The organism is Sinorhizobium sp. 8-89 (assembly GCF_030124325.1).
In the GTDB taxonomy this organism is placed as follows: domain Bacteria; phylum Pseudomonadota; class Alphaproteobacteria; order Rhizobiales; family Rhizobiaceae; genus Sinorhizobium.
Genome location: NZ_JASKLR010000004.1, coordinates 266,570 through 290,551 on the forward strand (window position 1 = coordinate 266,570; position 23,982 = coordinate 290,551).

The 23,982-nt window shown below is 62.3% G+C and carries 22 protein-coding genes; 8 read left to right on the forward strand and 14 right to left on the reverse strand.

Features of this window, described 5'->3' with window-relative positions:
* Positions 1–56 precede the first annotated feature (56 nt).
* The 4 genes from QN219_RS11310 to QN219_RS11325 all read right to left on the reverse strand — a co-directional run bounded on the left by QN219_RS11310 (position 57) and on the right by QN219_RS11325 (position 5,256).
* Positions 57–611, reverse strand: coding sequence for a sarcosine oxidase subunit gamma (locus tag QN219_RS11310; protein WP_283999753.1), 555 nt, complete (start codon positions 609–611; stop codon positions 57–59).
* Complete coding sequence (locus QN219_RS11315; protein WP_283999754.1) at positions 604–3,597, reverse strand: sarcosine oxidase subunit alpha; 2,994 nt, start codon at positions 3,595–3,597, stop codon at positions 604–606. The genes QN219_RS11310 and QN219_RS11315 overlap by 8 nt, the downstream gene beginning before the upstream one ends.
* Positions 3,594–3,935, reverse strand: coding sequence for a sarcosine oxidase subunit delta (locus QN219_RS11320; RefSeq protein ID WP_283999755.1), 342 nt, complete (start codon positions 3,933–3,935; stop codon positions 3,594–3,596). Before QN219_RS11320 ends, QN219_RS11315 begins: the two co-directional genes overlap by 4 nt.
* Positions 3,936–4,002: 67 nt before the next feature.
* A complete protein-coding gene (locus QN219_RS11325; RefSeq protein WP_283999756.1) occupies positions 4,003–5,256 on the reverse strand; it encodes a sarcosine oxidase subunit beta family protein in 1,254 nt (417 codons plus the stop codon).
* Positions 5,257–5,602: 346 nt separating this feature from the next.
* On the opposite strand from QN219_RS11325, the gene rpsU reads away from it, so the two are divergent.
* The 4 genes from rpsU to QN219_RS11345 all read left to right on the forward strand — a co-directional run bounded on the left by rpsU (position 5,603) and on the right by QN219_RS11345 (position 9,010).
* Entirely contained in the window at positions 5,603–5,815 is a 213-nt protein-coding gene (gene rpsU, locus QN219_RS11330; protein WP_012709405.1) for a 30S ribosomal protein S21, read from the forward strand.
* 272 nt (positions 5,816–6,087) lie between these two features.
* Positions 6,088–6,954 (forward strand): tetratricopeptide repeat protein, encoded by an 867-nt coding sequence (locus tag QN219_RS11335; protein ID WP_283999757.1) that lies wholly within the window; start codon positions 6,088–6,090, stop codon positions 6,952–6,954.
* Between the two features lie 155 nt (positions 6,955–7,109).
* Positions 7,110–7,589 carry a DUF992 domain-containing protein gene (locus tag QN219_RS11340; RefSeq protein WP_283999758.1) on the forward strand — a complete coding sequence of 160 codons (480 nt, stop codon included), beginning with the start codon at positions 7,110–7,112 and terminating at the stop codon, positions 7,587–7,589.
* Between the two features lie 200 nt (positions 7,590–7,789).
* On the forward strand, positions 7,790–9,010 hold the full coding sequence (locus tag QN219_RS11345; RefSeq protein ID WP_283999759.1) for an adenylate/guanylate cyclase domain-containing protein: 1,221 nt from the start codon (positions 7,790–7,792) through the stop codon (positions 9,008–9,010).
* Between the two features lie 3 nt (positions 9,011–9,013).
* Here the strand turns inward: QN219_RS11345 and QN219_RS11350 are convergent, their stop codons facing one another.
* Positions 9,014–9,922 (reverse strand): LysR family transcriptional regulator, encoded by a 909-nt coding sequence (locus tag QN219_RS11350; protein ID WP_283999760.1) that lies wholly within the window; start codon positions 9,920–9,922, stop codon positions 9,014–9,016.
* Positions 9,923–10,034: 112 nt separating this feature from the next.
* Here QN219_RS11350 and QN219_RS11355 point away from each other — a divergent pair, with 112 nt between their 5' ends.
* On the forward strand, positions 10,035–10,775 hold the full coding sequence (locus QN219_RS11355; RefSeq protein ID WP_283999761.1) for an SDR family oxidoreductase: 741 nt from the start codon (positions 10,035–10,037) through the stop codon (positions 10,773–10,775).
* Positions 10,776–10,821: 46 nt separating this feature from the next.
* The gene (locus QN219_RS11360; RefSeq protein ID WP_283999762.1) at positions 10,822–11,724 is read left to right on the forward strand and encodes an SDR family oxidoreductase; all 903 of its coding nucleotides are present in this window, start codon (positions 10,822–10,824) and stop codon (positions 11,722–11,724) included.
* Positions 11,725–11,909: 185 nt separating this feature from the next.
* Here the strand turns inward: QN219_RS11360 and QN219_RS11365 are convergent, their stop codons facing one another.
* The 6 genes from QN219_RS11365 to QN219_RS11390 form a co-directional block, all read right to left on the reverse strand.
* Positions 11,910–13,310, reverse strand: a complete 1,401-nt coding sequence (locus QN219_RS11365; protein ID WP_283999763.1) for an NAD(P)(+) transhydrogenase (Re/Si-specific) subunit beta — start codon at positions 13,308–13,310, stop codon at positions 11,910–11,912.
* Positions 13,311–13,319: 9 nt separating this feature from the next.
* Positions 13,320–13,730: an NAD(P) transhydrogenase subunit alpha gene (locus QN219_RS11370; RefSeq protein ID WP_012709410.1), complete on the reverse strand. Its 411-nt coding sequence runs from the start codon at positions 13,728–13,730 to the stop codon at positions 13,320–13,322.
* Positions 13,730–14,878 carry a Re/Si-specific NAD(P)(+) transhydrogenase subunit alpha gene (locus tag QN219_RS11375; RefSeq protein WP_283999766.1) on the reverse strand — a complete coding sequence of 383 codons (1,149 nt, stop codon included), beginning with the start codon at positions 14,876–14,878 and terminating at the stop codon, positions 13,730–13,732. Before QN219_RS11375 ends, QN219_RS11370 begins: the two co-directional genes overlap by 1 nt.
* 240 nt (positions 14,879–15,118) lie before the next feature.
* Positions 15,119–15,343, reverse strand: coding sequence for an aa3-type cytochrome c oxidase subunit IV (locus QN219_RS11380; RefSeq protein ID WP_173509070.1), 225 nt, complete (start codon positions 15,341–15,343; stop codon positions 15,119–15,121).
* Between the two features lie 321 nt (positions 15,344–15,664).
* Complete coding sequence (locus QN219_RS11385) at positions 15,665–16,441, reverse strand: N-acyl amino acid synthase FeeM domain-containing protein (RefSeq protein WP_283999767.1); 777 nt, start codon at positions 16,439–16,441, stop codon at positions 15,665–15,667.
* A 228-nt stretch (positions 16,442–16,669) separates the two neighbouring features.
* Positions 16,670–18,979: a bifunctional diguanylate cyclase/phosphodiesterase gene (locus QN219_RS11390; RefSeq protein ID WP_283999768.1), complete on the reverse strand. Its 2,310-nt coding sequence runs from the start codon at positions 18,977–18,979 to the stop codon at positions 16,670–16,672.
* Between the two features lie 430 nt (positions 18,980–19,409).
* Between QN219_RS11390 and QN219_RS11395 the strand changes: the two genes are divergently transcribed.
* Positions 19,410–20,162: a gamma-glutamyl-gamma-aminobutyrate hydrolase family protein gene (locus QN219_RS11395; RefSeq protein WP_283999769.1), complete on the forward strand. Its 753-nt coding sequence runs from the start codon at positions 19,410–19,412 to the stop codon at positions 20,160–20,162.
* Between the two features lie 12 nt (positions 20,163–20,174).
* On the opposite strand, the gene QN219_RS11400 is transcribed toward QN219_RS11395, so the two are convergent.
* The 3 genes from QN219_RS11400 to QN219_RS11410 all read right to left on the reverse strand — a co-directional run bounded on the left by QN219_RS11400 (position 20,175) and on the right by QN219_RS11410 (position 22,786).
* Positions 20,175–21,140 (reverse strand): 2-hydroxyacid dehydrogenase, encoded by a 966-nt coding sequence (locus QN219_RS11400; protein WP_283999770.1) that lies wholly within the window; start codon positions 21,138–21,140, stop codon positions 20,175–20,177.
* Positions 21,141–21,163: 23 nt separating this feature from the next.
* Complete coding sequence (locus QN219_RS11405) at positions 21,164–22,186, reverse strand: LacI family DNA-binding transcriptional regulator (protein WP_173509066.1); 1,023 nt, start codon at positions 22,184–22,186, stop codon at positions 21,164–21,166.
* A gap of 102 nt (positions 22,187–22,288) precedes the next feature.
* Entirely contained in the window at positions 22,289–22,786 is a 498-nt protein-coding gene (locus QN219_RS11410; protein ID WP_283999771.1) for a MarR family transcriptional regulator, read from the reverse strand.
* Between the two features lie 114 nt (positions 22,787–22,900).
* Between QN219_RS11410 and QN219_RS11415 the strand changes: the two genes are divergently transcribed.
* Positions 22,901–23,692, forward strand: a complete 792-nt coding sequence (locus tag QN219_RS11415) for a creatininase family protein (protein ID WP_283999772.1) — start codon at positions 22,901–22,903, stop codon at positions 23,690–23,692.
* Positions 23,693–23,982 lie beyond the last annotated feature (290 nt).

Here is a 23,982-nt window from a genome sequence, read left to right on the forward strand (position 1 = left end):
GCGGCGGATCGACCGCCGCTTTGATTTGTAGACAGCGGGCGCTGCGGCGGTGGCGCTCAGTGACCCGCGTCCTCGGCACCCTCCGAGAGAAGGCCGAACACATAGGGCGAAAACGATCGCCAGCACTCGACGCGGAACGCATCCTTAGCCGTCCGGAACAGAACGATCTCCACCTTGCCGAGCACCGTGCGCGAGCAGGCGCCGACCGGAAAGATCGCACGCGACAGATCCTGCGGGCAACCGCTGTTGATCGCCACTGCGGCACCCGGGCCGCTGACGATAACCGCCGTGTTGCGGTGGGAAATGTCGACCGCCGAATGCAGTACGCCGCTTGACGCGGCAGCCGCCATCAGGTCCTTGCCGTCCTCGTCGATCACCAGCCATTCATCGGGGCCGAGCCAGAGCGCGTGGCGCTTTCCGGTTGAGGCGGACGTCTTCGGTCGCACCGGCAGGGTGACACCCAGCGCCGCGGAGAGTGCCGCAACGGCGTCCGGTGCCGCGCGCAGCGATATCCGCGAGGCGGGTGCCGCAGGCGTCAGGATCGCCGCCGGCGAGCCGCCACGGAGGCCGGCGAGCGGAGCGTTGCGGATTGCAGTTGCCTGGTCAGCCATGGAGGCGACCTCCTTCCTTGTCAAAGAACACCATGTCGCTCACCTCGACGGCGATCGTCCGGTCGGCCATCGGGACGTAAAGGGTCTGCCCGAGGCGCTCCCGTCCACCGGCGACCATCGCCAACGCGATCGAGCGGCCGCAATTTTCCGACCAGTAGGACGAGGTGACATGGCCAAGCATGGTCATCGGCTTCGGCTCGTTCGGATTGGCAACGATCTGCGCGCCTTCCTCCAGAACCACCTTCGGATCCCTGGTGAGGAGACCGACCAGCTGTTTGCGACCGTCCTTGACGAGGTCCGGGCGTTTCAGCCCGCGAATGCCGACGAAATCCGGCTTCTTCTTCGACACCGCCCAGGAGAGGCCGGCATCGTCCGGAGTGAGGGTCCCGTCAGTATCCTGACCGACGATGATGTAACCCTTCTCGGCGCGAAGCACGTGCATGGTCTCGGTGCCATAGGCGCATGCGCCCATCGGCTCCGCCCGAGCCCAGATCGCCTCCCATACGGCCTGACCGTAGTCCGCCGGAACGTTGACTTCGAAACCGAGTTCGCCGGTGAAGGACATGCGGAAGAGCCGCGTCGGCACGCCGCAGATCCGCCCTTCGGCAACGCTCATGTGCGGGAAGGCCTCGTTCGAAAGATCGATGCCTTCGACGAGAGGCGCGATGATCTCACGTGCCTTCGGACCCTGTACCGCGATGACGGCCCACTGCTCCGTGGTCGAGGTGAGCCAGACTTTCAGATGCGGGAACTCCGTCTGCAGGTAGTCTTCCATGTGGTGCATGACGCGCGGCGCGCCGCCGGTCGTCGTCGTCACATGGAAACGGTCCTCGGCAAGACGGCCGACGACGCCGTCGTCATAGACGAAGCCGTCGTCGCGCAGCATGATGCCGTAGCGGCAGCGGCCGGGTTTCAGGTTGTCCCAGGCGTTCGTGTACATCAGATTGAGGAACTTGGCCGCATCGGGGCCGACGACCTCGATCTTGCCGAGCGTCGACGCATCGAAGACGCCGGCCACCTCGCGAACGGTCTTGCATTCGCGCGCAACCGCTTCGTGCATGTTTTCGCCGGCCATAGGATAGAACCAGGCGCGCTTCCAGTTGCCGACATCCTCGAACTCGGCGCCTTGCGCCTCTTCCCAGGCATGCATCGGCGTCTTGCGGGCCGGATCGAACAGGCTTCCGCGAGAATGGTTAACGATCGCGCCGAAAGTCACCGGCGTGTAGGGCTGGCGGAAGGTCGTCAGCCCCACCTCGGGGATCCCCTTGCCGAGCGCTTCCGCGGCGATCGCGAGCCCGTGCATGTTGGAGAGCTTGCCCTGGTCGGACGCCATGCCGTTGGTGGTGAAGCGCTTGATATGCTCGACAGAGTGCATGCCCTCGCGCACGGCAAGGCGAATGTCCTTGGCGCAGACGTCGTGCTGGAAGTCGATGAAGGCCTTGACCGTCGTGTCCGGCCCCGCTCCTTCCGCTGCTCCGATCATGCCGCCCGTCCAGGCGAAGGCGTTCTCGCCGGAGATCGCGAGTTGCGATCCGTTTTCAGCACCCGCGGCGCGCGCCGCCAGTTCGCCGGCTGCAAGCGCCTCGTCGATCGTCGCCTGAAGATCGTCCGTGCCGTTGCACGCACCGATGGAGAGGCATTCCTGGGCATAGGTGCCCGGCAGGAAGCGCTCCGTCGCGGCGTCGAACTTCACCTTGCCGCGCGATTGCGAGAAGAGGTGCACCGACGGCGTCCAGCCCGCGGAGACGAGCAGCGCGTCGACGGCGATCTTGCGCGCAGCACCGCCGCCCCTTCGGGAAACGCTGATCGAGGAAATCCTGAGCTTGCCCGTGGTGTTGACGACCGAATGGCCCGTCAGCACTTCGATGCCGAGCCGGCGCGCTTCGTTGAGCACCGCCTCGCCGGGCTTGTCGCGGCTGTCGACGATAACAGGCACGGCGACGCCCGCATTCCTGAGGTCAAAGGCGGCCTCGTAGGCGGAATCATGCGCCGTGTAGATGCCGACCTTGGTCCCAACGGCGACGCCGAAGTGGTTGAGATAGGTGCGCCCCGCCGACGCCAGCATGATGCCCGGCCGGTCGTTGTTGGCGAACACCATGTGACGCTCGATCGCGCCGTTGGCAAGAATGACCTTCTTCGCCCGCACCTGCCAGAGCCGCTCGCGCGGTAATGCCTTGTCCGGCGCTGCGAGATGATCGGTTACCCGTTCGATGAGGCCGACGAAATTGTGGTTGTAATAGCCGAACGCGGTCGTGCGGGTCAGCGCGGTGACATTGTCTCTGTCCGCGAGCGCCTTGCCGGTCGCCTGCGCCCATTCGTAACCCGGTTTGCCGTCGATGACGGTGCCGCTGTCATAGTGGAGCGCACCCCCCAATTCCGACTGCTCGTCGCACAGGATAACCTTGGCACCAGCCTGAGCGGCGGCAAGCGCCGCCGAAAGGCCGGCAACGCCGGCGCCGACAACGAGCACATCGCAATGCACGTAGCGGCTCGCATAATGATCCGGATCGGCTTCCGTCGGCGCAACGCCCAGACCGGCGGCGCGGCGGATGAAGGGTTCATAGAGCTTGTGCCATGCCGCCTTCGGCCACATGAAGGTCTTGTAGTAGAAGCCGGCTGCGAAGAAGGGCGAAAGCAGGTCGTTGAACCCGCCGACGTCGAAGGCAAGCGAGGGCCAGCGGTTCTGCGACGAGACTTTCATGCCGTCGAAAACTTCCTGCACCGTAGCGCGCACGTTCGGCTGGCGCCGCGCCGCGTCGCGCGATACGTCGAGCAGCGCGTTCGGCTCCTCGGCGCCGGCGGAAAGAATGCCGCGCGGACGGTGGTACTTGAACGAACGGCCGACGAGGTGGATGCCATGGGCAAGCAGTGCCGAGGCGACCGTATCGCCCTCGAGCGCCGTCAGCGTCCGGCCGTCGAAGGTAAACCGGGCGGTGCGCGCCGGCGTCAGGCGCCCCGCACCCGAAATGCGATTAGCCCCGCTCATTTCGCCACTCCTTCCAAGGCCTCGTAGGTTTCAACCGTGGCGCTCGTCTTCGGAGCGGCGCCGATCTCGGGTTTCGGCTCGCCTGCCTTGTAGGTAAGATGGAAGCGGTCGCTCACCGTGTCGCGCGCTGCGTTGAAGAAACGACCACAGCCGTGGATGTGCCGCCATCTTTCATAGATCAGACCCTTGGGGTTCTGGCGCAGGAAGAAATATTCCTCGAAGTCCTCGTCGCTGATCTCGGCGATGTTGGTCGGTCGGGCGATGTGGGCATCGCCGGCATTGCGGAATTCGAGCTCGGAGCGCTCTTCCTCGCAATAGGGGCAGTAAATCAGAAGCATCTGGAATTCCTCGCGTTAGAGCGCCGCGCATTCCGTAGAATGTGCAGAGTCGCTCTATCCTTTCATTCTAGTGCGCAACGGCGGCAGCGGCCGCCTCGTCGATGAGCCGCCCCGTGCGGAATCGCTCGAGTGTCAGGCCGGCAGCGAGCCTGTGGGGCTCGCCTCGCGCGATGAGATGGGCAAAGAGATTGGCCGAGCCCGGTGTCGCCTTGAAACCACCCGTTCCCCAACCGGCATTGAGGTACAGGCCCGGCACCGGCGTGACGCCCTGGATCGGCGAGCGGTCCTGCGTCACATCGACGATGCCGCCCCATTGCCGCATCATCTTGACGCGGCGGAACATCGGGAAGAGTTCGCAGATCGCGTCCAGCGTATGGGTGATGATCTGCAAGCCGCCGGTCTGCGAATAGGAATTGTACTGGTCGGTCCCGGCGCCGATGACGAACTCGCCCTTGTCCGACTGCGAGATATACGCATGCACCGAGTTCGACATCACGACGCAAGGGAAGATCGGCTTCAAGGGCTCGGAGACGAGCGCCTGCAGCGGCTGGCTCTGCAGCGGCACGCGCACGTCAGCCATCTGCATCAGGACCGAGGAGTGACCGGCAGCAGAAATACCGACCTTCTTCGCGCCGATGAAGCCACGATTGGTATCGACGCCAATCACGCGACCGGTTGCATCGCGGCGAATGCCCGTCACCTCGCAGTTCTGGATGATGTGAACGCCGCGGTCGGAAGCGCCGCGCGCATAACCCCAGGCGACCGCGTCGTGGCGCGCGGTGCCGCCGCGCCGCTGCAGTGCCGCACCGTTTATCGGATAGCGAGCGGTCATCGAAATGTCGAGCGGCGGACAATAGGCCTTGGCCTGTTCCGGCGTCAGCCACTCGTTGTCGATACCGTAGAGCCGGTTGGCATTGATGTGCCGCTTAAAGGACTGCTGGTCGTGGATGTTGTGCGACAGCATCATGACGCCGCGCGGCGAATACATGACGTTGTAGTTCAGATCCTGCGACAGGTTCTCCCATAGCTTCAGCGAATGCTCGTAGATGTCCATGCTCTCTTCATAGAGATAGTTGGACCTGATGATCGTCGTGTTGCGGCCGGTGTTGCCGCCGCCGATCCAGCCCTTTTCGAGCACTGCGACATTGGTGATGCCATGCTCCTTGGCGAGGTAATAGGCAGCGCCCAGACCATGCCCGCCGCCGCCGATGATGATGACGTCATATTCCTTGCGCGGCTCCGGGGAGGCCCAATGCGGGCCCCAGCCCTTGTGGCCGCGCAGCGCCTCGCGCGCCACGGCAAAAACAGAATATTTGCGCATCCGCCTGCTACTCCATGAACCCCGAGAAAACGTGTTGTTGGCGTTAGAAATCGCAAATCTGAGAGCCGTGCAACGTTTCTTTTGCGACGCGATTCGGCGAACTTGAGCGGACTTGCGACATCGTGTTAAAACCCCGAAAAAGCCGCCATTCAGGGCCGACAGCGTAGAAGAAACCCGAACTTGTGTTTTTTTCCGACCCGCTCGCGCTGTCGTCACTGGACTTTGCCCGCACGATCTGTTATCCGATTTTTCAATCGTCGAGCTGTCAGCTCAGCGAACGCAAATTTTTTGCCTCCCCTTACCTGGCGGTGGGGCTTACAACTCGAAACAAAGGAACGGGATTCACGTGCAGGTACTTGTCCGCGATAACAATGTCGACCAGGCGCTCCGCGCTCTTAAGAAGAAGATGCAGCGCGAAGGCATTTTCCGCGAAATGAAGATGCGTGACTTCTACGAAAAGCCGTCTCAGAAGCGTGCGCGCGAAAAGGCCGAGGCCGTCCGCCGCGTTCGCAAGCTGGCTCGCAAGCGCGCACAGCGTGAAGGCCTTCTGGCTCGCTGATTTGTCGTTTTTTCGACGTTTTCCAATGTAAGTCGTGGCGGGGGCGAGATATCGCCGCCGCCTTTTTGTATGGACACCATGTCCGTCGGCAAGCTAGCGTGATGCGTCAGCTTGCGACGGTCAGCCGCCCGGACGGGATAAGCCGGTCGGATCGCCGGAGGATCTGATGAACCCTGGCTGGAGCCCCGCGTATTCGCCGGTCTCCGTAAACGGAAAGCCCGAGGCTTTCGGGACCTTGTCGCATTGAGGGATCGACTTTGACATTTGCTGCCATGACTGCGGACGTCTCCGCCATCCGTGAGGCGCACCGCCGCCACCAGCGCAGGCCGAAGCTTGCCGCCATGCTCATCCTCGGCTCCGCCCTGCTGCTCGCAGGCTGCCAGACCGACAATTCCGAATCGATGATCCGCGTCGAGCGGGCGCAGGGCTCGGAGGAAAACATCGCCTCGCTGTCGAGCGTCATCGCCTCCAACCCGAGCGATCCGGAAGGATATAATGTGCGCGGCTCGGCTTATGGTCGTGCCGGTGAATTCCGCCGGGCGCTTGCCGATTTCGACAAAGCGATCGAGCTCAACCCGCGCTTCTTCCAGGCCTATGCCAATCGTGCACTCGTTCAGCGCAACATGGGCAATCAACAGGCCGCAGTGGGTGACTACAACGCCGCGCTGCAGATCAACCCGAACTATGATGTCGCTTATATCGGCCGCGGCAATCTCTATCGCCAGGCCGGCCAGCTCGATGCCGCCTTCAACGATTTCAACAAGGCGATCCAGCTCGACACGAGCGATCCCCGCGCCTATCACAATCGCGGCCTGATCTATCAGGCGCGCAACGAGCATGGGCAGGCGATCGAGGATTTCTCGACGGCGATCTCGCTCTCGCCGAGCTCGCCGGAACCCTATAACGGCCGCGGCATTTCCTATGTCGCCCAGGGCGATGATGACAATGCCTTTTCTGATTTCAACACCGCCATCAACCTGAACGGTAAAGTGGCAGAGTCCTGGGCAAACCAGGCCCTGATCTACGAGCGCCGCGGTGAAAAGGCCAAGGCATCGAAGTCCTATTCGCATGCGCTTTCGCTCGATCCCAAATACGAGCCGGCCCGGGCGGGTCTCGCCCGTGTAAAATCGGTGTCCTGATCCGATTTTGCAGCTTTCTTGACGCCCGCGACGATCTCGCGGGCGTTTTTGTGCTCTCCTGGACATCGTTATACGTCCAGGCCCACCACGACATGGCGGAACCTTCACGGGTCGCAATCCGTTTGACCAATGGCTTCAATAACGGAGACTGAGCCATGATCAAGCAGACCTTCATCGCAGCGGCCGCCTTTGCTGCCCTTTCGGGCGCTGCACCCGCCGCTGCGCAAAGCTATGTCACGCTCGGCCGCCTTACCTGCGGCTCGGAAGGCGGCGCAGGGCTCATCATCACTTCGACGAAGAACCTCATGTGCACCTACAGGCCCGCCAATGGCGCGCCGACCGCCGTCTACGCGGGCATGATCAGGAAGTTCGGCCTTGACGTCGGCGCGACCGGCAAGACCGTGATGATTTGGGACGTGCTGGCAAAGACCGGCACGCCGGTAACGGCGCACGCCCTTGCGGGCGAGTATTACGGCGTCGGAGCCGATGCGAGCTTTGCCGTCGGCGGCGGTGCCAAGGTGATCGCCGGTGGCACGAACAAGGCCTTCATGTTGCAGCCGGTGAATGTCCAGGTACAGGAGGGGCTGAACATTGCCGTCGGCGTCGACCAATTGACGCTGGCGCCCGCAGGCTGATCATCGCACCAGAATCCGCCCTATCGCGGAAAACAGGCTCAGGGCCCCGGTCAACCGGGGCCTTTGCCATTCAGACATGCTTGCGGGCAGCTCAAGCAGAGCGAGCTGCACCTGTTCGAACAACCAAATGTCGAATAGCTTATGGTATCGGTCATTTGCCCGCAGGTGGCAGCAAGAGGCAGATGCCGTCAGGAAAAATGATGAACGACCAGCAGATCCGCGAGCTGATACTATGGACATCCGAGCAGGGAATCCGGGGGAGCGAGGAACCCGAGCTACTCGCCGGCTTCTGCGAGCGGTGCCAAGAGGCCGGAATCCCCATCGAGCGTGCGCTCGGCCTGATCGACACGCTTCATCCCGAAATCGAAGGCCGTTCCTTCACTTGGGACAGTGAAAGCGGGGACGTCCCCGAAGTCACTCCCTATGGATCGACCGCCACCGGCGAGATGCAGGCGAGCTGGCGACGCTCGATCTTCTATCACATGCTCATGGAACGTCAGGTGGAGCGCCGCATCCGACTCGCCTCTGAAACGTCCGTTCCCTACAATTTCCTCGACACGTTGAAGGCCGAAGGGCACACGGACTGCTTCACCACGATCCACTACTTCACCGATCAGGGCCGCGTCGGCGAGATGGATTGCTTTTACTCCTATTGGACGACGAAAAAGAAGGGGGGCTTCAGCGAAGAGGACCTCGATGCCCTGAGAGTGCTGTTGCCGACGCTCGCGCTCGCCGTCAAGGCGGCCTCATGCGTACGCATCATCGGCACGCTTGCCGATGTCTATCTCGGTCAGGACGCCGGGCAGCGCGTCGTCAAGGGCAGCATCGTGCGTGGGTCAGCCGAGAAAATCGAGACCGTCATGTGGTTTTCCGACCTGCGCAACTATACGCGGATCTCCGATACGGTCGCACCAGAGGAAATCATTCCGCTTCTCAACGACTATGCCGGAACCGTGATCACCGCCATCCACGACCACGGCGGCAGCGTCTTGAAGCTCATCGGTGACGGCGTACTTGCAATCTTCAAAGCCGAGGACCGCGCCAGCGCCTGCGCCTCGGCAGTCGCCGCCGAGCGGCAGTTGCGCCTGATGCTGAGCGAGATGAACGCACAGCGGCTCGAAGACGGAAAGCCGACGACCGACGTCTACCTGGGCCTGCATATCGGCGAAGTCTTTTACGGCAATATCGGCAGCCAGAGCCGGCTCGACTTCACGGTCGTCGGTCCGGCGGTCAACGAGGTAAGCCGGATCGCGTCGATGTGCCGGTCGGTCGAACGACATGTGATCATGTCTTCGGAATTCGTCGAGGCGTGCCCACCTGCCCTTCGCGCCGACGCCGTTTCGCTTGGCCGTTTTGCGCTGCGCGGCATCGCCCGCGCAAGGGAGCTTTTTACCTGGGACCCGGAGATTGCTGCCGGTTGATTCTTACGACATCGCATCGGCGGAGCGCTTCTCAGCGAACACCCTGACCAACCAATCGATGAACACGCGCACGCGCGGCGAAAGCTGCCGACTGCGCGGATAGAACAGCGAGACCGGCGTCGGCGTCGGCCGGCAATGCCTCAAGACCTCGACGAGCGTGCCGTTTTCCAGGTCGCTCTCGACGTGGTAGCGCGGCACCTGAATGAGGCCAAGCCCCAGCCGTGCAGCTGCCACGAAGCTTTCTGCCGCGTTGACTGCGATGATTGCCGGCAGCGTAACTGTGCGAACGACCGTCTCCTCGACAAATTCGAGCGGCAGCAGATTGCCCGTCGCCGAGGAGCGAAACCCGATCATCCTGTGTCTATCGAGGTCGTCGATCGCGCTCGGCAGGCCGAAACGCGCGATATAGGTCGGGGAGGCGCAAGTGATCTCATCGAGCATCGCCACGCGCCGTCCGATCATGTCGCTTGTTTGCGGCTCGCCGACACGCAACACACAGTCAATGCCCTCCCGGACCAGATCCACCAGGCGATCCCCTTCGCTCATGTAGAGTTCTATATCGGGATAAGTCTCGAGAAAGGCCGGAAGACTGGGTAGGACGAAGTGTCGTGCCAGCGTGCCGTGAACATCGACCCTGAGAAGCCCCTTTGGCTTCGCCCCTGCAAACGCACCCTCGGCATCCTCGATATCGTCCAGAATGGCGATGCAGCGCTGGTAATAGGCCTCGCCATCAAGCGTGGGGCTCACATGCCGCGTCGTGCGCTGCAGGAGCCGCACGCCGAGGCGTGCCTCGAGTTGCTTGACCGCATCAGTCACGGTCGAGCGCGGCAGGCCGAGATCTTCGGAGGCGAGCGTGAAGCTTCTCCGCTCGACGACGCGGGAAAAGACCCGCATGGCATCCAATCTGTCCATTGTTCGATTAATCCGGATAGTGTTGCCGACAAACGCGTGATTATCCGTAATGGAAACAGGGGCATTTTCTCCTTGTCAACACGCAATGCACTTCAATCGAAGGAGAGAAGAGATGTCTGCAAATACGAACAAGGTTGCAATCGTCACTGGCGCCTCGCGCGGCATTGGCGCCGCCATCGCCGAACGCCTGGCAAGGGACGGCTTTACCGTCGTCATCAACTATTCCGGCGAAGCCGCGCCCGCCGAGGCGCTGACGCGCAGGATAGAGCAGAGAGGCGGCCGCGCCCTGACCGCCAAGGCGGATGTCAGCAGCGCCGAAGCCGTGCGCCGGATGTTCGATGCTGCGGAAACGGCGTTCGGGGGCGTGGATGTCCTCGTCAACAATGCCGGTATTCTGAAGACCGCCACACTCGCCGACACCCGCGACGACGAATTCGACCGCCATTTCGCAGTCAACGTAAAGGGCACGTTCAACACGATGCGCGAGGCCGCAAGGCGGATGCGAGATGGTGGCCGGATCGTCAATTTCTCATCGACGACGTTGGCGCTGAACATGCCCGGCTACGCTGCCTATAACGGCACCAAGGCGGCGGTCGAAGCCTTCACCCGCGTCTTCGCGAAGGAGTTGCGCGGTCGCAACATCACCGTCAACGCCGTCGCCCCTGGCCCGATCGCTACCGATCTCTTCCTTACCGGCAAGAGCGACGAGCTGATCGCCAATTTCGCCAAGATGCCGCCGCTCGAACGGCTGGGCCAACCGGACGACATCGCCAATGTCGTCGCCTTCCTCGCCGGCCCCGACGCCGGCTGGGTCAATGGCCAGATCCTGCGCGCTAACGGCGGCGTTGCCTGACCGCTGCCCACCCGTTCAACGCAACCCCACAGAAGGATGAAGATTCATGAGCAAGGACGTTATCGTCATCACCGGCGCCTCCAGCGGCTTTGGCGCCCTCACCGCCCGCGCACTCGCAAAGGCGGGGCATGTGGTTTATGCCGGCATGCGCGCAACCGACGGCCGCAACGCAGCCCAAGCCGAGGCGGCGAAAACATTCGCCATCGAGAATGGCGTCGATCTTCGGCCAATCGAGTTCGATGTCGTCTCCGATGGATCCGTCGACGCGGCGATCGCCAGGATCGTCGCCGATCAGGATCGGATCGATGTGATCGTTCATAATGCCGGCCATATGTCCTTCGGGCCCGCCGAGGCATTCACGCCGGAACAGTTCGCCGCACTTTACGACGTCAACGTGCTCTCGACGCAGCGCGTGAACCGGGCTGCCCTTCCCCACATGCGCAAGCGGGAGAAGGGGCTGGTTGTGTGGGTTTCGTCTTCGAGCACGCGCGGCGGCACGCCGCCTTTCCTGGCGCCCTATTTCGCCGCCAAGGCCGCGATGGACTCGCTCGCTGTCTCCTACGCCTCCGAACTCACCCGTTGGGGCATTGAAACCGCCATCATCGTCCCGGGCGCCTTCACCAGGGGAACCAACCACTTCGCCCATTCCGGCACGCCGGCGGATGCCGCGCGCGCCAGCGAATATACCGAAGGTCCGTACAAGGGTGTGCCCGAACAGGCGCTGAAGGGCTTGGCCGCACTCGAACCGGCCGATGCCGACGCGGGCGCCGTTGCGGCTGCCATCGTCGGCATCGTCAACATGCCCTTCGGCACCCGTCCTTTCCGTACACACGTCGATCCCTCTCAGGACGGCGCGGAAATCGTCAATGGCGTCGCCGACCGCATGCGGACGGAAATGTATCGCAACATCGGTCTTCAGGATCTACTGAAGCCGCATGTCATCGGCTGATTTTAAAGACAGGCTCGCCACCGATCGCAGGCGACGATCGATTACCCGTCCGCGCCCGAGCCTCGGATGGGGCTGAGCAGTTCCAGGAGAAGTGTCTAACGGTTTCTCCGGCCCGAATTGCGGGGGTTCAAACACAAAGATGCCCGCCGCGCGGCGGGCATCTCCGTCTGAATTATGCGATCTCGTCAGTGATTGATGGCTTTGACGATTTCCTCGGTGACTTTCTTGGCATCGCCGAGCAGCATCATCGTGCCGTCCTTGTAGAACAGCGTGTTGTCGATGCCGGCATAGCCGGAGCCGAGCGAGCGCTTGACGAACAGGCAGGTCTTGGCCTTGTCGACGTCGAGGATCGGCATGCCGTAGATCGGCGAGGTCTTGTCGTCGCGGGCCGCCGGGTTGGTGACGTCGTTGGCGCCGATGACATAGGCGATATCGGCCTGGGCGAATTCCGAGTTGATATCCTCGAGCTCGAACACCTCGTCATAGGGCACGTTGGCCTCGGCGAGCAGCACGTTCATATGGCCGGGCATGCGCCCGGCAACCGGGTGGATGGCGTATTTGACCTCGACGCCATTTTCCTTGAGCTTGTCGGCGAGCTCCCGGAGGGCATGCTGCGCCTGGGCCACCGCCATGCCGTAGCCGGGCACGATGATCACCTTCGAGGCGTTCTGCATCAGGAAGGCGGCGTCGTCGGCCGAGCCCTGCTTGACGGTCTTCTGGATGCCGTCGTCGCCGCCGGCTTGCGCCGTTTCGCCGCCGAAGCCGCCGAGGATCACCGAGATGAACGAGCGGTTCATGCCCTTGCACATGATGTAGGAGAGGATCGCACCCGACGAGCCGACCAGCGCGCCGGTGATGATCAGCGCCAGGTTGCCGAGGGTGAAGCCGATGCCGGCGGCTGCCCAGCCGGAATAGGAATTGAGCATCGACACGACCACCGGCATGTCGGCGCCGCCGATCGGGATGATGATCAGAACGCCGAACACCAGCGACAGGAGAACGATCGCCCAGAAATCGAAATGGCTTTCGGTCAGTGCCAGCCCGATGATGAAGAAGACGACCAACGCGACGAGCGCGATGTTGATCGCGTGGCGATAGGGCAGAAGGATCGGCTTGCCCGACATGCGGCCGTCGAGCTTCAGGAAGGCGATGACCGAGCCGGTGAAGGTGATCGCGCCGATGGCGACGCCGAGCGCCATTTCGACCAGCGCCTGGGCGTGGATCGCGCCTATTTCGCCGATGCCGAACGAGGACGGCGCGTAGAGCGCAGCGGCGGCCACCAGTACCGCGGCAAGACCGACGAGCGAGTGGAAGCCGGCAACGAGCTGCGGCATCGCCGTCATCGGAATGCGCTTGGCGATGTAGGCGCCGGCACCGCCACCGAGCGCAAGTCCAAGCACGATCAGCAGGAACCCGCCGATCGACGGCTGCGCCAGGAAGAGCGTCGTAACGATGGCGATGCCCATGCCGATCATGCCGTAGGTGTTGCCCCGGCGGCTGGTGGTGGGATGCGACAGGCCGCGCAGCGCCATGATGAACAGCACGCCGGAGACGAGATAGAGGAAGGCTGCGAAATTAGCGTTCATCGGCCCGCCTCACTTGTCTTTTTTCTTGTACATGGCGAGCATGCGCTGGGTGACCAGGAAGCCGCCGAAGATGTTGACCGAGGCAAGCACCAGCGCGACGAAGCCGAAACCGGTGGCGAGCCCCGAAGCCGAGATCCCGACGGCCAGCAGCGCGCCGACGACGATCACCGAGGAGATCGCATTGGTCACCGCCATCAGTGGCGTGTGCAAGGCCGGCGTTACCGACCAGACGACGTAGTAACCGACGAAGATCGCCAATACGAAGATCGCCAGGCGGAAGACGAAAGGGTCGATAGCGCCGCCGGTGGCGCCATGCGCGACCGCTCCGGCCGCATCGGGCACGTATTCGGCCGCGGTCCTGACCGCTTCGACCGCCCGTTCGAGATCGGTGAGCGCCTTGTCGAGAAGTTCATTCGCCATCACTTGTCCCCCTCTTTCGCGCCGCCGAAGGCTGGGTGCACCACGGCCCCGCCGTGGGTCAGCGCCGTCGCCTTGACGAGCTCGTCCTCCATGTTGAGCGCCAGCGCCTTGGTCTCCTTCGAGACCATCGTCTCGAGGAAGGTGACGAGGTTCTTGGCGTAGAGCAGCGAGGCGGAAGCGGCGATGCGGCCCGGCACGTTCAAGTGGCCGATGACCTTGACGCCGTCGACCTCGACGACCTTGCCGGCTTCCGCGCCGTCGACATTGCCGCCACGCTCGACCGCGAGGTCGACGGCAATCGAGCCGGGCTTCATCGTCTTCAGCATCTCGCGCGTGACCAGGCGGGGCGCCGGCCGCCCGGGGATCAGCGCCGTGGTGATGACGATGTCCTGCTTGGCGATATGCTCGGCGACAAGGGCGGCCTGTTTCGCCTGATATTCCTTCGACATCTCCTTGGCGTAGCCGCCGGCGGTCTCGGCCGCCTTGAACTCTTCGTCCTCGACGGCGATAAACTTGGCGCCGAGTGAGGCGACCTGCTCCTTGGCGGCGGGCCTGACGTCGGTGGCCGAGACGACCGCGCCGAGGCGCCGCGCGGTGGCGATCGCCTGCAGACCGGCAACGCCAGCGCCCATGACGAAGATCTTGGCCGCCGGCACGGTGCCGGCCGCCGTCATCATCATCGGCAGGGCCCGATCATATTCGCAAGCCGCGTCGATCACCGCCTGGTAACCGGCGAGGTTGGCCTGCGACGACAAGACGTCCATCGACTGCGCCCGGGTGATGCGCGGCATCAGCTCCATGGCGAAGGCGGTCAACCCGGCTTGCGCCATCGCCGCGATGGCCGCCTCGTTGCCATAGGGATCCATGATCGCGATGACGATCGCGCCGGACTTGTAGCTCGCGATCTCGGCGCTTGCGGGCCGGCGCACCTTCAGCACCACGTCGGCGCTCGCGGCATCCGCGGTCGAGCCGATGCGCGCGCCAATCTTCTCGTATTCCGCATCAGGAATGCGCGATCTGAGGCCGGCGCCGGCCTCGACGACCACGTCGAAGCCCAGCGACTTCAGTTTCTTGACGCTTTCGACCGACCCCGCGACGCGCCCTTCGTGCGCATCCGTTTCCTTGGCGATAAAGACAATCTCGCTCACAAGTCCCCTCCCGACTCGCAATCGAGCCGAGGCCGGACCACGAGTATCTTGTTCGACTGCCGGAGCGACCACCCTTATGGCGGGCCGCATCCATGGTGACAGGCACTCTTCCGTCGAAGGCGGGCGCGCCCGCCGCCGAAAACGTTCCTCACGCGGTGAGGTAGAGCCGGATTGCGTCCGGCGACCGGAGACGGGGCGCCCTCCTGCCCCGCATCCAGCAAGGAATGTCAGAGAAACCGGTTAGCGAAGAAGGAAGAAACCGGCTACGTTGAGGATGATCAACAGCACGAGCGAGCTGAAGAAGCCCATCGTCGTGAAGAAGGCCGCAGCCATCGCAATCAGCAGCGTGGCGCAGAACAACGTGCCGTATTTCGTCGCGTTCAGGAAGAGGTTGTAGGTCTTCTCATGCTCGGAATAGTCCATCGGAGCGCCCGTTTCGACCGGTCCCGAATGATGCTCTGCCATCGTCCAATTCTCCCAGAATGCTACGGCGCGGCCAGTGGCCACGTCCGCCTTTCAAACTTGATCCACGACGGAACCGCCTGCCGGGCATGTGAGCAGACAGTCCTTTAGCTCCGCATACACAATGCGAAAGCCATGCGCAACGAAAACTCGCCCGCCAGACTGCGGCATAAACGATATCCTGTTCGCGCTCTTTCGTTGGCTGGAACCGACCTGCCTACAGCGCCGCGCGTCCAATCGGACGCGCAACGGGCGCTGTAGCATTTTGCATGCTGCAGGTTTTTATTTCTTAAACCGGCTGCGATTTAAGGAAACATTCGGTCGTCAGCCGCTCGCGGAGAAACGGGAGGAGGCGCGACGGTAGCCGCCTTGCGCAATTCGCGCGGTCGGCAGGATCGTCAGCGGTGCGAACCGCACTTCGTTGCGGTCCGCAAACATCATCCGCCGTTCGAACGGTTCGGAGTCGAAAATCGGATAGCGATCTAGGATGGAGGGTCGTTGACCACGCACCCGCGCGACCAGCAGAGCGCCGTCGGCATTGTAGACACCCAGATTTTCCCGGCACGCCACGACCGTCTCGGAGGCAAAGATACGCTTGTAGAAGGCCGCATGGCGCGGCCGGCAAGCCGTCAGGCAGCGGTCGGCGGTGAAATATTCACAAGCCATCGCGACCGGCCGCAGCGTCAGATAGGGCAGCGCCCGCATCTCGTCGCCTAGCACCTCAGGGTCCACGGCAAGCCGGCCCGGATCGATCAGCACCATGCCCGCGTCCAGGAAGGTATCGATCTCCGGACCGAAGATGATTCCGGACGTGCTTGCCCGATGGTCCGGCGTCACGTGATGAACACGCACCGTGCTGACCAGGCTTTCGTCGAGGTAAATCCCGAAGACATAGGCATGGCTGTCGAAGTCGAGGTCATCGATCAGTGTCGACCCTGTCAGCTCCATCAGGTTGACGGCCTTGTAAGCCTTGTACCTGAGCCGCGCGATGTCTTCCATGTCCTCGCCGGTTTCGACGCGCCTGTATTCGACGCGATCGAGCAGTTGCATCAGCTTCTCGGAAAAAATCCCAGGCTCCGCCTGGCGCCCATCAGCACCCATCAATCGACCCCCATAGTTAACAAAGGGTTAACCTATTGACGATTGACGAGGTGGCAACCACAAAATGATACAAACTGCATTTAACCTTTTGTTAACCTTAACAAAGGGTTAACTTATATGGTAAATCCGGAATTTGAGGACCGAAAACCATCGGCGAGAGGCCGATGCGGGCGGAATTGCGGAGAGCGGCGTTTCTTGAAGCGAATGCGCCAGGGTTAAGACACGGCGTCAGGCGATGCGTTGCCTGGACGACTTCGTGGCTCGTTTCCGTGCACCTTGCTTGCACAAGGCGTCGATTGCGGAGGCCGGCATCGGTGCTGCGAAGACATAACCCTGTATCAGATCGGCGCAGTTGAACTCATTGATCAGCTGCAGCTGATCCGCGGTCTCCACGCCCTCGACAACCGTCTTCAGGCCAAGGGCCCGGGCGAGATTGGCGGTGCCCCGCAGCAGCTTGAAGCGGCGTGCGTCTTCACGAATGTTGCGAACGAAGGACCGATCGATCTTGATGATGCCCGCAGGCAGCGCATCGAGATAGCTGAGGCTCGAATAGCCCGTCCCGAAATCATCGATGGCGATGGTTATGCCGCGGTCATGCAGGTCTCGGAGGATGCCCTGGACCTTGGTCGGCTCATCCATCAGGCAGCTTTCCGTCACTTCGAGGTGCAGCCGCGCCGGGTCCAGCCCCGTTTCCCGCAGTGCCTCGGTGACTATTGAAGCGATCTCGTCGCCCCTGAGATCGAGGACCGAAAGGTTGACCGACACGGATACGTCCGCCGGCCAGCGCATGCAGTCCTTGCATGCCTGGCGCAGAACATAGCGCGTGATGTCGGTGACGACCCCCATCTCTTCGGCAAGCTGGATGAACACGTTCGGGGGCACGGGCCCACGCTCCGGATGCGTCCAACGCGCCAGCGCCTCGCAGCATTCGATCCGCGATCCGTCCGGAGTGAACATCGGTTGGTAGGACAGGCTCAGGCTATTTGCGACGAGCGCGTCGCGCAGATCGCTCTTGAGCTTCTGCCGGTCGAGATAGCGGGCGTCCATCTCGCCTTCGAAGGCCGTGCAGCCACCCTTGTTCTTTGCCTTGGTCTCCGAGAGCGCCAGATCCGCCTTGATCTGCAGTTCCTCGAAACGGAAATCGCCGCTTTCCACGATGACGAAGCCGGCGCTCATGGTCATGTTGAACGTGAAGCCGCCGGCCACGTAAATGCCGCGCATACCGGCATGCACCGCCCGGATCCGGTCCTCCAGATCGGAGGCATTTGCCTTGTTGGGAAAGAAGACCACGAACTCGTCGCCCATCAGGCGGGCGGCAATCGCATCGTTGCCCGCAAGGCTCTTGAGGCGTTCGGCAATTGCCTGAAGCAACTTGTCGCCGACGATATGCCCTCGTGTATCGTTGACGTGCTTGAATTCCGCCACATCGACGAGGAGAAAGCCTACGTCGCGCTGATGCCCGCCATTGGCAACCATCGCGTTGTGGGCAAGTTCGGCAAAATAGTCTCGGCTCGGCAGTCCCGTCAGCGTATCGAAGCGCACCATCTGCAGGATCTGCTTTTCCGCCTGCACGCGTGCCGTCACATCCTCGAAGATCAACACGATCTCGCCGTTCTCGCGTCGATTCGCCGAAAATTCGAGCGAGAGGTCCTGTGATGTGGAGATCAGCGCTCGGGACCGTTTTCCCTGAATGAGCAAGTCGAGCTGCCGCGCGATCTTGTCCTTGTTGTCCGCGCCAAGCGACATGCGGTCGGCGGCCTGTTCCAGCACTTCGCTGAGCAGGCGGTCCTTGAGATCGGCCTTGTCGCCGAGCCTCAGCAGTTCGCACGCGCGTTCATTCGCAACCACGATGCGATTGTGGTCGTCGAGCATGAAAAGCCCGTGCGTCATATTGTTGAGTGCCGCGTCGAACTGCCCGGCAATTGTGGCGATTTCCCGCGCGGCGAGGACATTCTCGTAAAGGAAGGCGCGCACATTGTTCGCCATCGTCCAGGTGGTCAGGATGAAAGGCAATATCAGCACCGCCAGGACGAGCATGTAGGGGTCTTGCAGCGTCAAGAGACCGACCACGATCGGCAAGCAGGCCGCCGACGACAGCAAGAGGACCGCCCGTTCGGAACCATAGTTCCGGCCCACAAGCGAGATCATCGACGCGAGGGTCACCGAAATGCACGCCAGTTCGGAGAAGGAATCCTGACTGACGGCGATTGCATATCCGCAGGCAATGCCGCAGGTCAGCGTCACGCTCACGCCGCCGACGATGTACCGGTTCTCCCATTTTCTGACGGTCGCGTTGTCAGCGCCGGAAAAGTCCTGCCGGTCGAACCGGGCCATGTCGAGGTTGCGCAGCGCCCAAACGACGACAATAGTCGCGGCGCAGGTCAGATAGAGAGGATCGGAGGTCTTGAGAAAGACAAGCAGGAAGGTCACGACATGCGACAGCATGCCGATCACCAGCGTCCGGCGATGTTCATAGAGCGAACTCACAGACGACAGGTAGACATCTGTCGGAAGAGCGCCCCGTTCATTGGGCATCATGAACCAAGCTCCGGGTTTGCCGGATTGTTAGGGTCGAGGACTTAACGAAAGATTTCGCCTAACTTCCCGAAAGACCTGCCAAATTGCAGGATAGCCTGCAAAACGGCATTGGGGTAGATGCACCGATTCAACCCAGTATTGTAAAAGTCTCGAAATAAGGCCTGCTTTCACAACCAAGCATAGTATTTCTGCGTCAGAAATTCGGACTGCGACTTGCACACTTCTTCGACTGGCCGAGGCGCCGCTGCTTTTTTCCGGATGAAATGGTTACCCGACCTTGAAGAAATGCCCTAAATTCCTGCCACGCTCATCTCCGGAGGCGCCGGACGAACCGGGTCGCCGGCCGCGGATCATCGGCAACGATTCTCCATAGTTGACTTTAACCAGTATCTGACTGCAAGGCTTTTTCGAACGGAAACGGAGTTTGATGATGTCGAAACCTGTCGTTGCGGTCCCTTGCGACTTTCGCGAATTCGACGGCAATGTCTGGCATGTTGCCGCCCATCAATATGTGCGGGCGGCGGTCGAAGGCTCTGGCGTCATACCATTTCTCATTCCGGCGCTCGAAACCGGCAATGACATCGATGAGATCCTCGATCGCGTCGACGGCGTTCTCGCCAGCGGCGCACGCTCCAATGTCCACCCTTCCCTCTACGGAAGGCAAGCGACGGACGCTGACGGTCCGTTCGATCCCGGTCGCGATGCCACCAGCCTGCCGCTGATCCGCCGCGCGCTCGATCGCGGCATTCCGCTGCTCGCCATCTGCCGCGGCATTCAGGAGCTCAACGTTGCCCTCGGCGGCACGCTCGCGACCGAAATTCAGGACCAGCCGGGCATCTGGGATCATCGCAAGCCCGATGTCCCCGAACTCGACGCCGCCTACGGCATTCGCCAGGACGTGATCGTCAAGGAAGGAAGCTGCCTGGCGCCCGTTCTCGGCGCAGGCCGCATCAGGGTCAATTCCCTGCACCGGCAAGCGATCGCGGCGACCGCGCCGCGCCTCGCGATCGAAGCGGTTGCCGACGACGGCACGATAGAGGCGGTGTCGGTCATCGGCGCCAAGGCCTTCGCCGTCGGCGTGCAATGGCATCCGGAATACTGGGTGAAAACCGATGCGCCTTCGGCCTCGCTTTTCAAGGCCTTTGGTGATGCGGTGCGTGGCTATAGAGAGGCGAAGGCCTGATCTCGCCTTCTGTCAGCCTTTGCGCCGGAACGGCGTTTCAACGACCGGCGTGAGAGCCTCTCCGGTCGAAAACCACGCCTTCAAATTGTCGACGACCAGATCGGACATCGCATTGCGGGTCACCACAGACGCGGATGCCACATGCGGCAGAAGCGACACGTTCGGAAAAGCCAGCAGGGCCTCCGGCACATGTGGCTCATTTTCAAAGACATCGAGCCCCGCTCCCGCGATGATACCGTTCTGGAGGGCCGCAACCAGCGCGGCCTCGTCCACGGTCGAGCCGCGGCCGACATTGATCAGCACGCCCTGCGGTCCGAGCGCCGCCAGAACATCGGCGTTGACGGCCTTCAGTGTGCTCGACGTGCCCGGTACGATCACGATCAGCGTGTCGACGGCTTCGGCGAGACCCTTGAGGCTCGAATGATATGCAAAGGCTAGCCCCTCGCGCGGCGTGCGCGTGTGGTAGGCGATCGAAACGCCGAAGGCTTCGAGCCTCCTTGCGATCGCAAGGCCGATCCGCCCCAGGCCGAAGAGCCCGACTTTGCGCCCCCGGAGCGAGAGCGGGGAAAGCGGAAAGGCCCCTTCCCGGATCCAACGGCCCTGCCGCAGCCATTGCTCTGCCTGCGGCAAGAGCCGCAGCGTGTTGATGAGCAGGCCGATCGCGGTATCGGCGACTTCCTCGGTCAGGACATCCGGCGTGTTTGTGACGACAATTCCTCGCGCCGCCGCGCGGGTAACATCGACGCCGTCATAGCCAACGCCGAAATTGGCAACGATTTCGAGATGAGGAAATGCATCCATGAGGTCCACCGGCAGGCGGCCGGAGACCGCTATCCCGACGACATCCGCCATGTCCGGCGTCACAAGCTCCGCATCGGCTCGTTCGATGCGCATTATCTCGAACATTTCCGGGAGCCGGCCGAGAATGCGCTGGTTGATCTTGCCAGGCACGAGAATTCTGGGACGGCTCTCGGACATCGATGCTCCTTTAGGGAACCTTTTCAGGCGGTGACGCGGAGCGGACCGGTCGACTGGCGAATGCGCATTTCCGGCTTTATCAGGTGGATGCCGTCCGGCTCGTGGCTGCCGGAGAGCTTGTCGAGAAGCGCCCGCGCCGCACTGCGGCCGACATCGGCCTGACCGTTCCAGACCGTCGTCAGCGCCGGAGTCGCAATCGAAGCTTCCTCGAGATCGTCATAGCCGGTAACCGAAATATCGACGCCCGGCACGAGCCCCGCGCGGGCGATGCCGTTCATCATGCCGATCGCCACCAGGTCGTTCCAGCACACGACCGCCGTCGGTTTTTGCGGCAGCGACAAAAGATGCACCGCCGCCTCGAAGCCGCCCTGCTTGGAGCGAGGACCGGGAATGCGTAAGTCGGGATCGACGTCGATATTCGCCTTGCGCAGCGCGTTCACATAGCCCTGATAACGATCGCGGCCGGTCGAGGTCTGGTCGGTGCCGCCGACCATTGCGATGCAGCGATGGCCGAGCCCGATGAGGTGATTGGTCGCGAGCGAAATGCCATAGGCGTCGTCGCCGCGGAAGATCGGGACGTCGAGCCCTTCGATCGACCTGGCGATCAGGATCGCCGGCATGCCGTTGTCCTCGGCAAGCTGGATATCTTCAGGTGGCGTGCCGATCGCCGGCGACATGATGACGCCGTCACCGCCAAGCTGCAGCAGCGTCTCGATAAAGTCGCGCTGCTTCTCGACGGAATCGTAATGATTGGAGAGGATGAAGGTCTGCTTGTCGCGATCGAGTTCCGCCTCGATCGCCTTGAGGATTTCACCGTAGAACGGGTTCATGATGTCGTGCACGACGACACCGATGATCCCCGAACGCGAGGTCCTCAAGCTGGCGGCGCGGCGATTGTATATATAGCCGAGCGCCCGTGCCTGCTCCTTGATCTTGTCGCGCGTAACGGTCGCCACCAGCGGGCTGTCACGCAATGCCAGGGATACTGTCGCCGTTGAAAGGCCGAGTGTTTCCGCGATTGTCGAAAGCTTGACCTTTTGCGCCACTATGCCCCCCAGTTTCAACCGATGTCGTCAGCCCGTTTTAAATCCTCTTTAAACTGTTTAAATCGCCGCCGCAATCGGGAAGTGTCACCGCATGGGCACGGATCAATCGGGCGCCCTTGCCGCCTGCAGATTGCTGTCGACCACGCGCAACAGTTTGAGGAGGGTACGCACCTGCTTGTCGGTCAGGCCCCGTGTGGCGAGCTTTTCGGAATGCTGTCCGGCCTCCGCAATTGTCTGCAGCCGCTCACGCCCTGGCGCGGTCAGGTAGACCTTGGTCAGGCGTGCGTCCTCTTCGTCCGGGCGTCGTTCGAGGAAGCCTTGCGCCTCCATGCGGCCGATTGTGCGTGTCATCGTCGGCGCCTTGACGCCAAGCTTCGCAGCAAGAGCGCCTGCCGTCAGGCCGTCGTTCTCGGCCAGTGCGAGCATCACGCCGTCCTGCCCCGCATAAAGGCCGCTTTCATGCAGATTGCGGGAAAGTACGGTGCGCATCGAGCGCGCCGCCTGTACAAGAACTGAAGCAAGGTCGTGCGGCTCGACGGCAAGCTCGTCTTTCTTCTTGCCGTTCTTGCCTTTCTTTTCGGCCTTGCTCTTCTTGCCCATTGGACCTCCCGCCGAATCCCGTACACTTACCTTTATAGCAATACAGCTTGTGATTACGAACTGTATGACTCAAATAACAATTTTACGACAATCGGGAGGGAGAACCGAAGAGAAATGTCGATGCCCGAGGCCCACTGGAACGATAACCCCGCAGACCTCGCACCTTCCGAGCGGAAGGAATGGATCGCAGTGCTGCCGCTCGGCGCGCACGAGCAGCATGGGCCGCATCTTCCCTTCGAAACAGATCGGCTGATCGCCGAGGGCATCGTTCGGCGCGTTATCGCGGCGCTCCCCGAGGACCTGCCGGCGACGTTCCTCCCGGTCGAGCCCGTCGGTTATTCGGTAGAACACATGGATGCGCCCGGCACGCGCACGCTCGCCTATGACGAGGCGATCGGCCGCTGGCTCGGGATCGCCGAAAAGCTCCACCGTCTCGGCATCCGCAAATTCGTAATGCTGAACGCCCACGGCGGCAACTCGCCGCTGATGACGATCGTTGCGACCGAGGCGCGGGTGCGCTTCAATATGCTCGCAGTGGCGACGAGTTGGACTCGTCTCGGGCAGCCGGAAGGCTGGATCAGCACCGAGGACAAGGCGCTCGACATTCATGGCGGCGACATCGAGACCTCGGTCATGCTGGCGCTCCATCCGGACAGGGTGGACATGACGCGGGCCACCCAGTTTCCCTCCCGCCAGAGCGACTTCACCGCCCGCTTCAAGCATTTGCGCGCCTACGGTCCGCATGCGTTCGGTTGGAAGATGTCCGACCTTAACCGCGAGGGCGTCGCCGGCAACGCCGGCGCGGCGACTGCCGCGCGTGGTGATGTCCTCCTGGCCCACGCGGTGAAAGGCGTCATCGAACTGCTCGAGGACGTGAAGGCTTTCGACGTCGACGAACTTGCCTAGGAGCTATGGTCGCCGCGGGCAGACACGACACGTCCGGAGAACCTCCTCGTGACGCCGGGCTTCATCGGCGGTGCCGTACGCGGCCTTCTGGCGCTCGACGAGCTCCGCTTGCAACTCGGAAAGCCGGTCCTCGGGCTCCGGCGACCCGGGCGTGGTGACGATAGCATTTCGAGCGAAGGACGAGAGGCGAGCGCACGACGAAATCGCTCGCCACTATTTGCGCATTGTCCCGTCATCTCCTATATGAGGACGCGACATTGATGCCCGCGGCGCATCGCCAATCCTCGAGG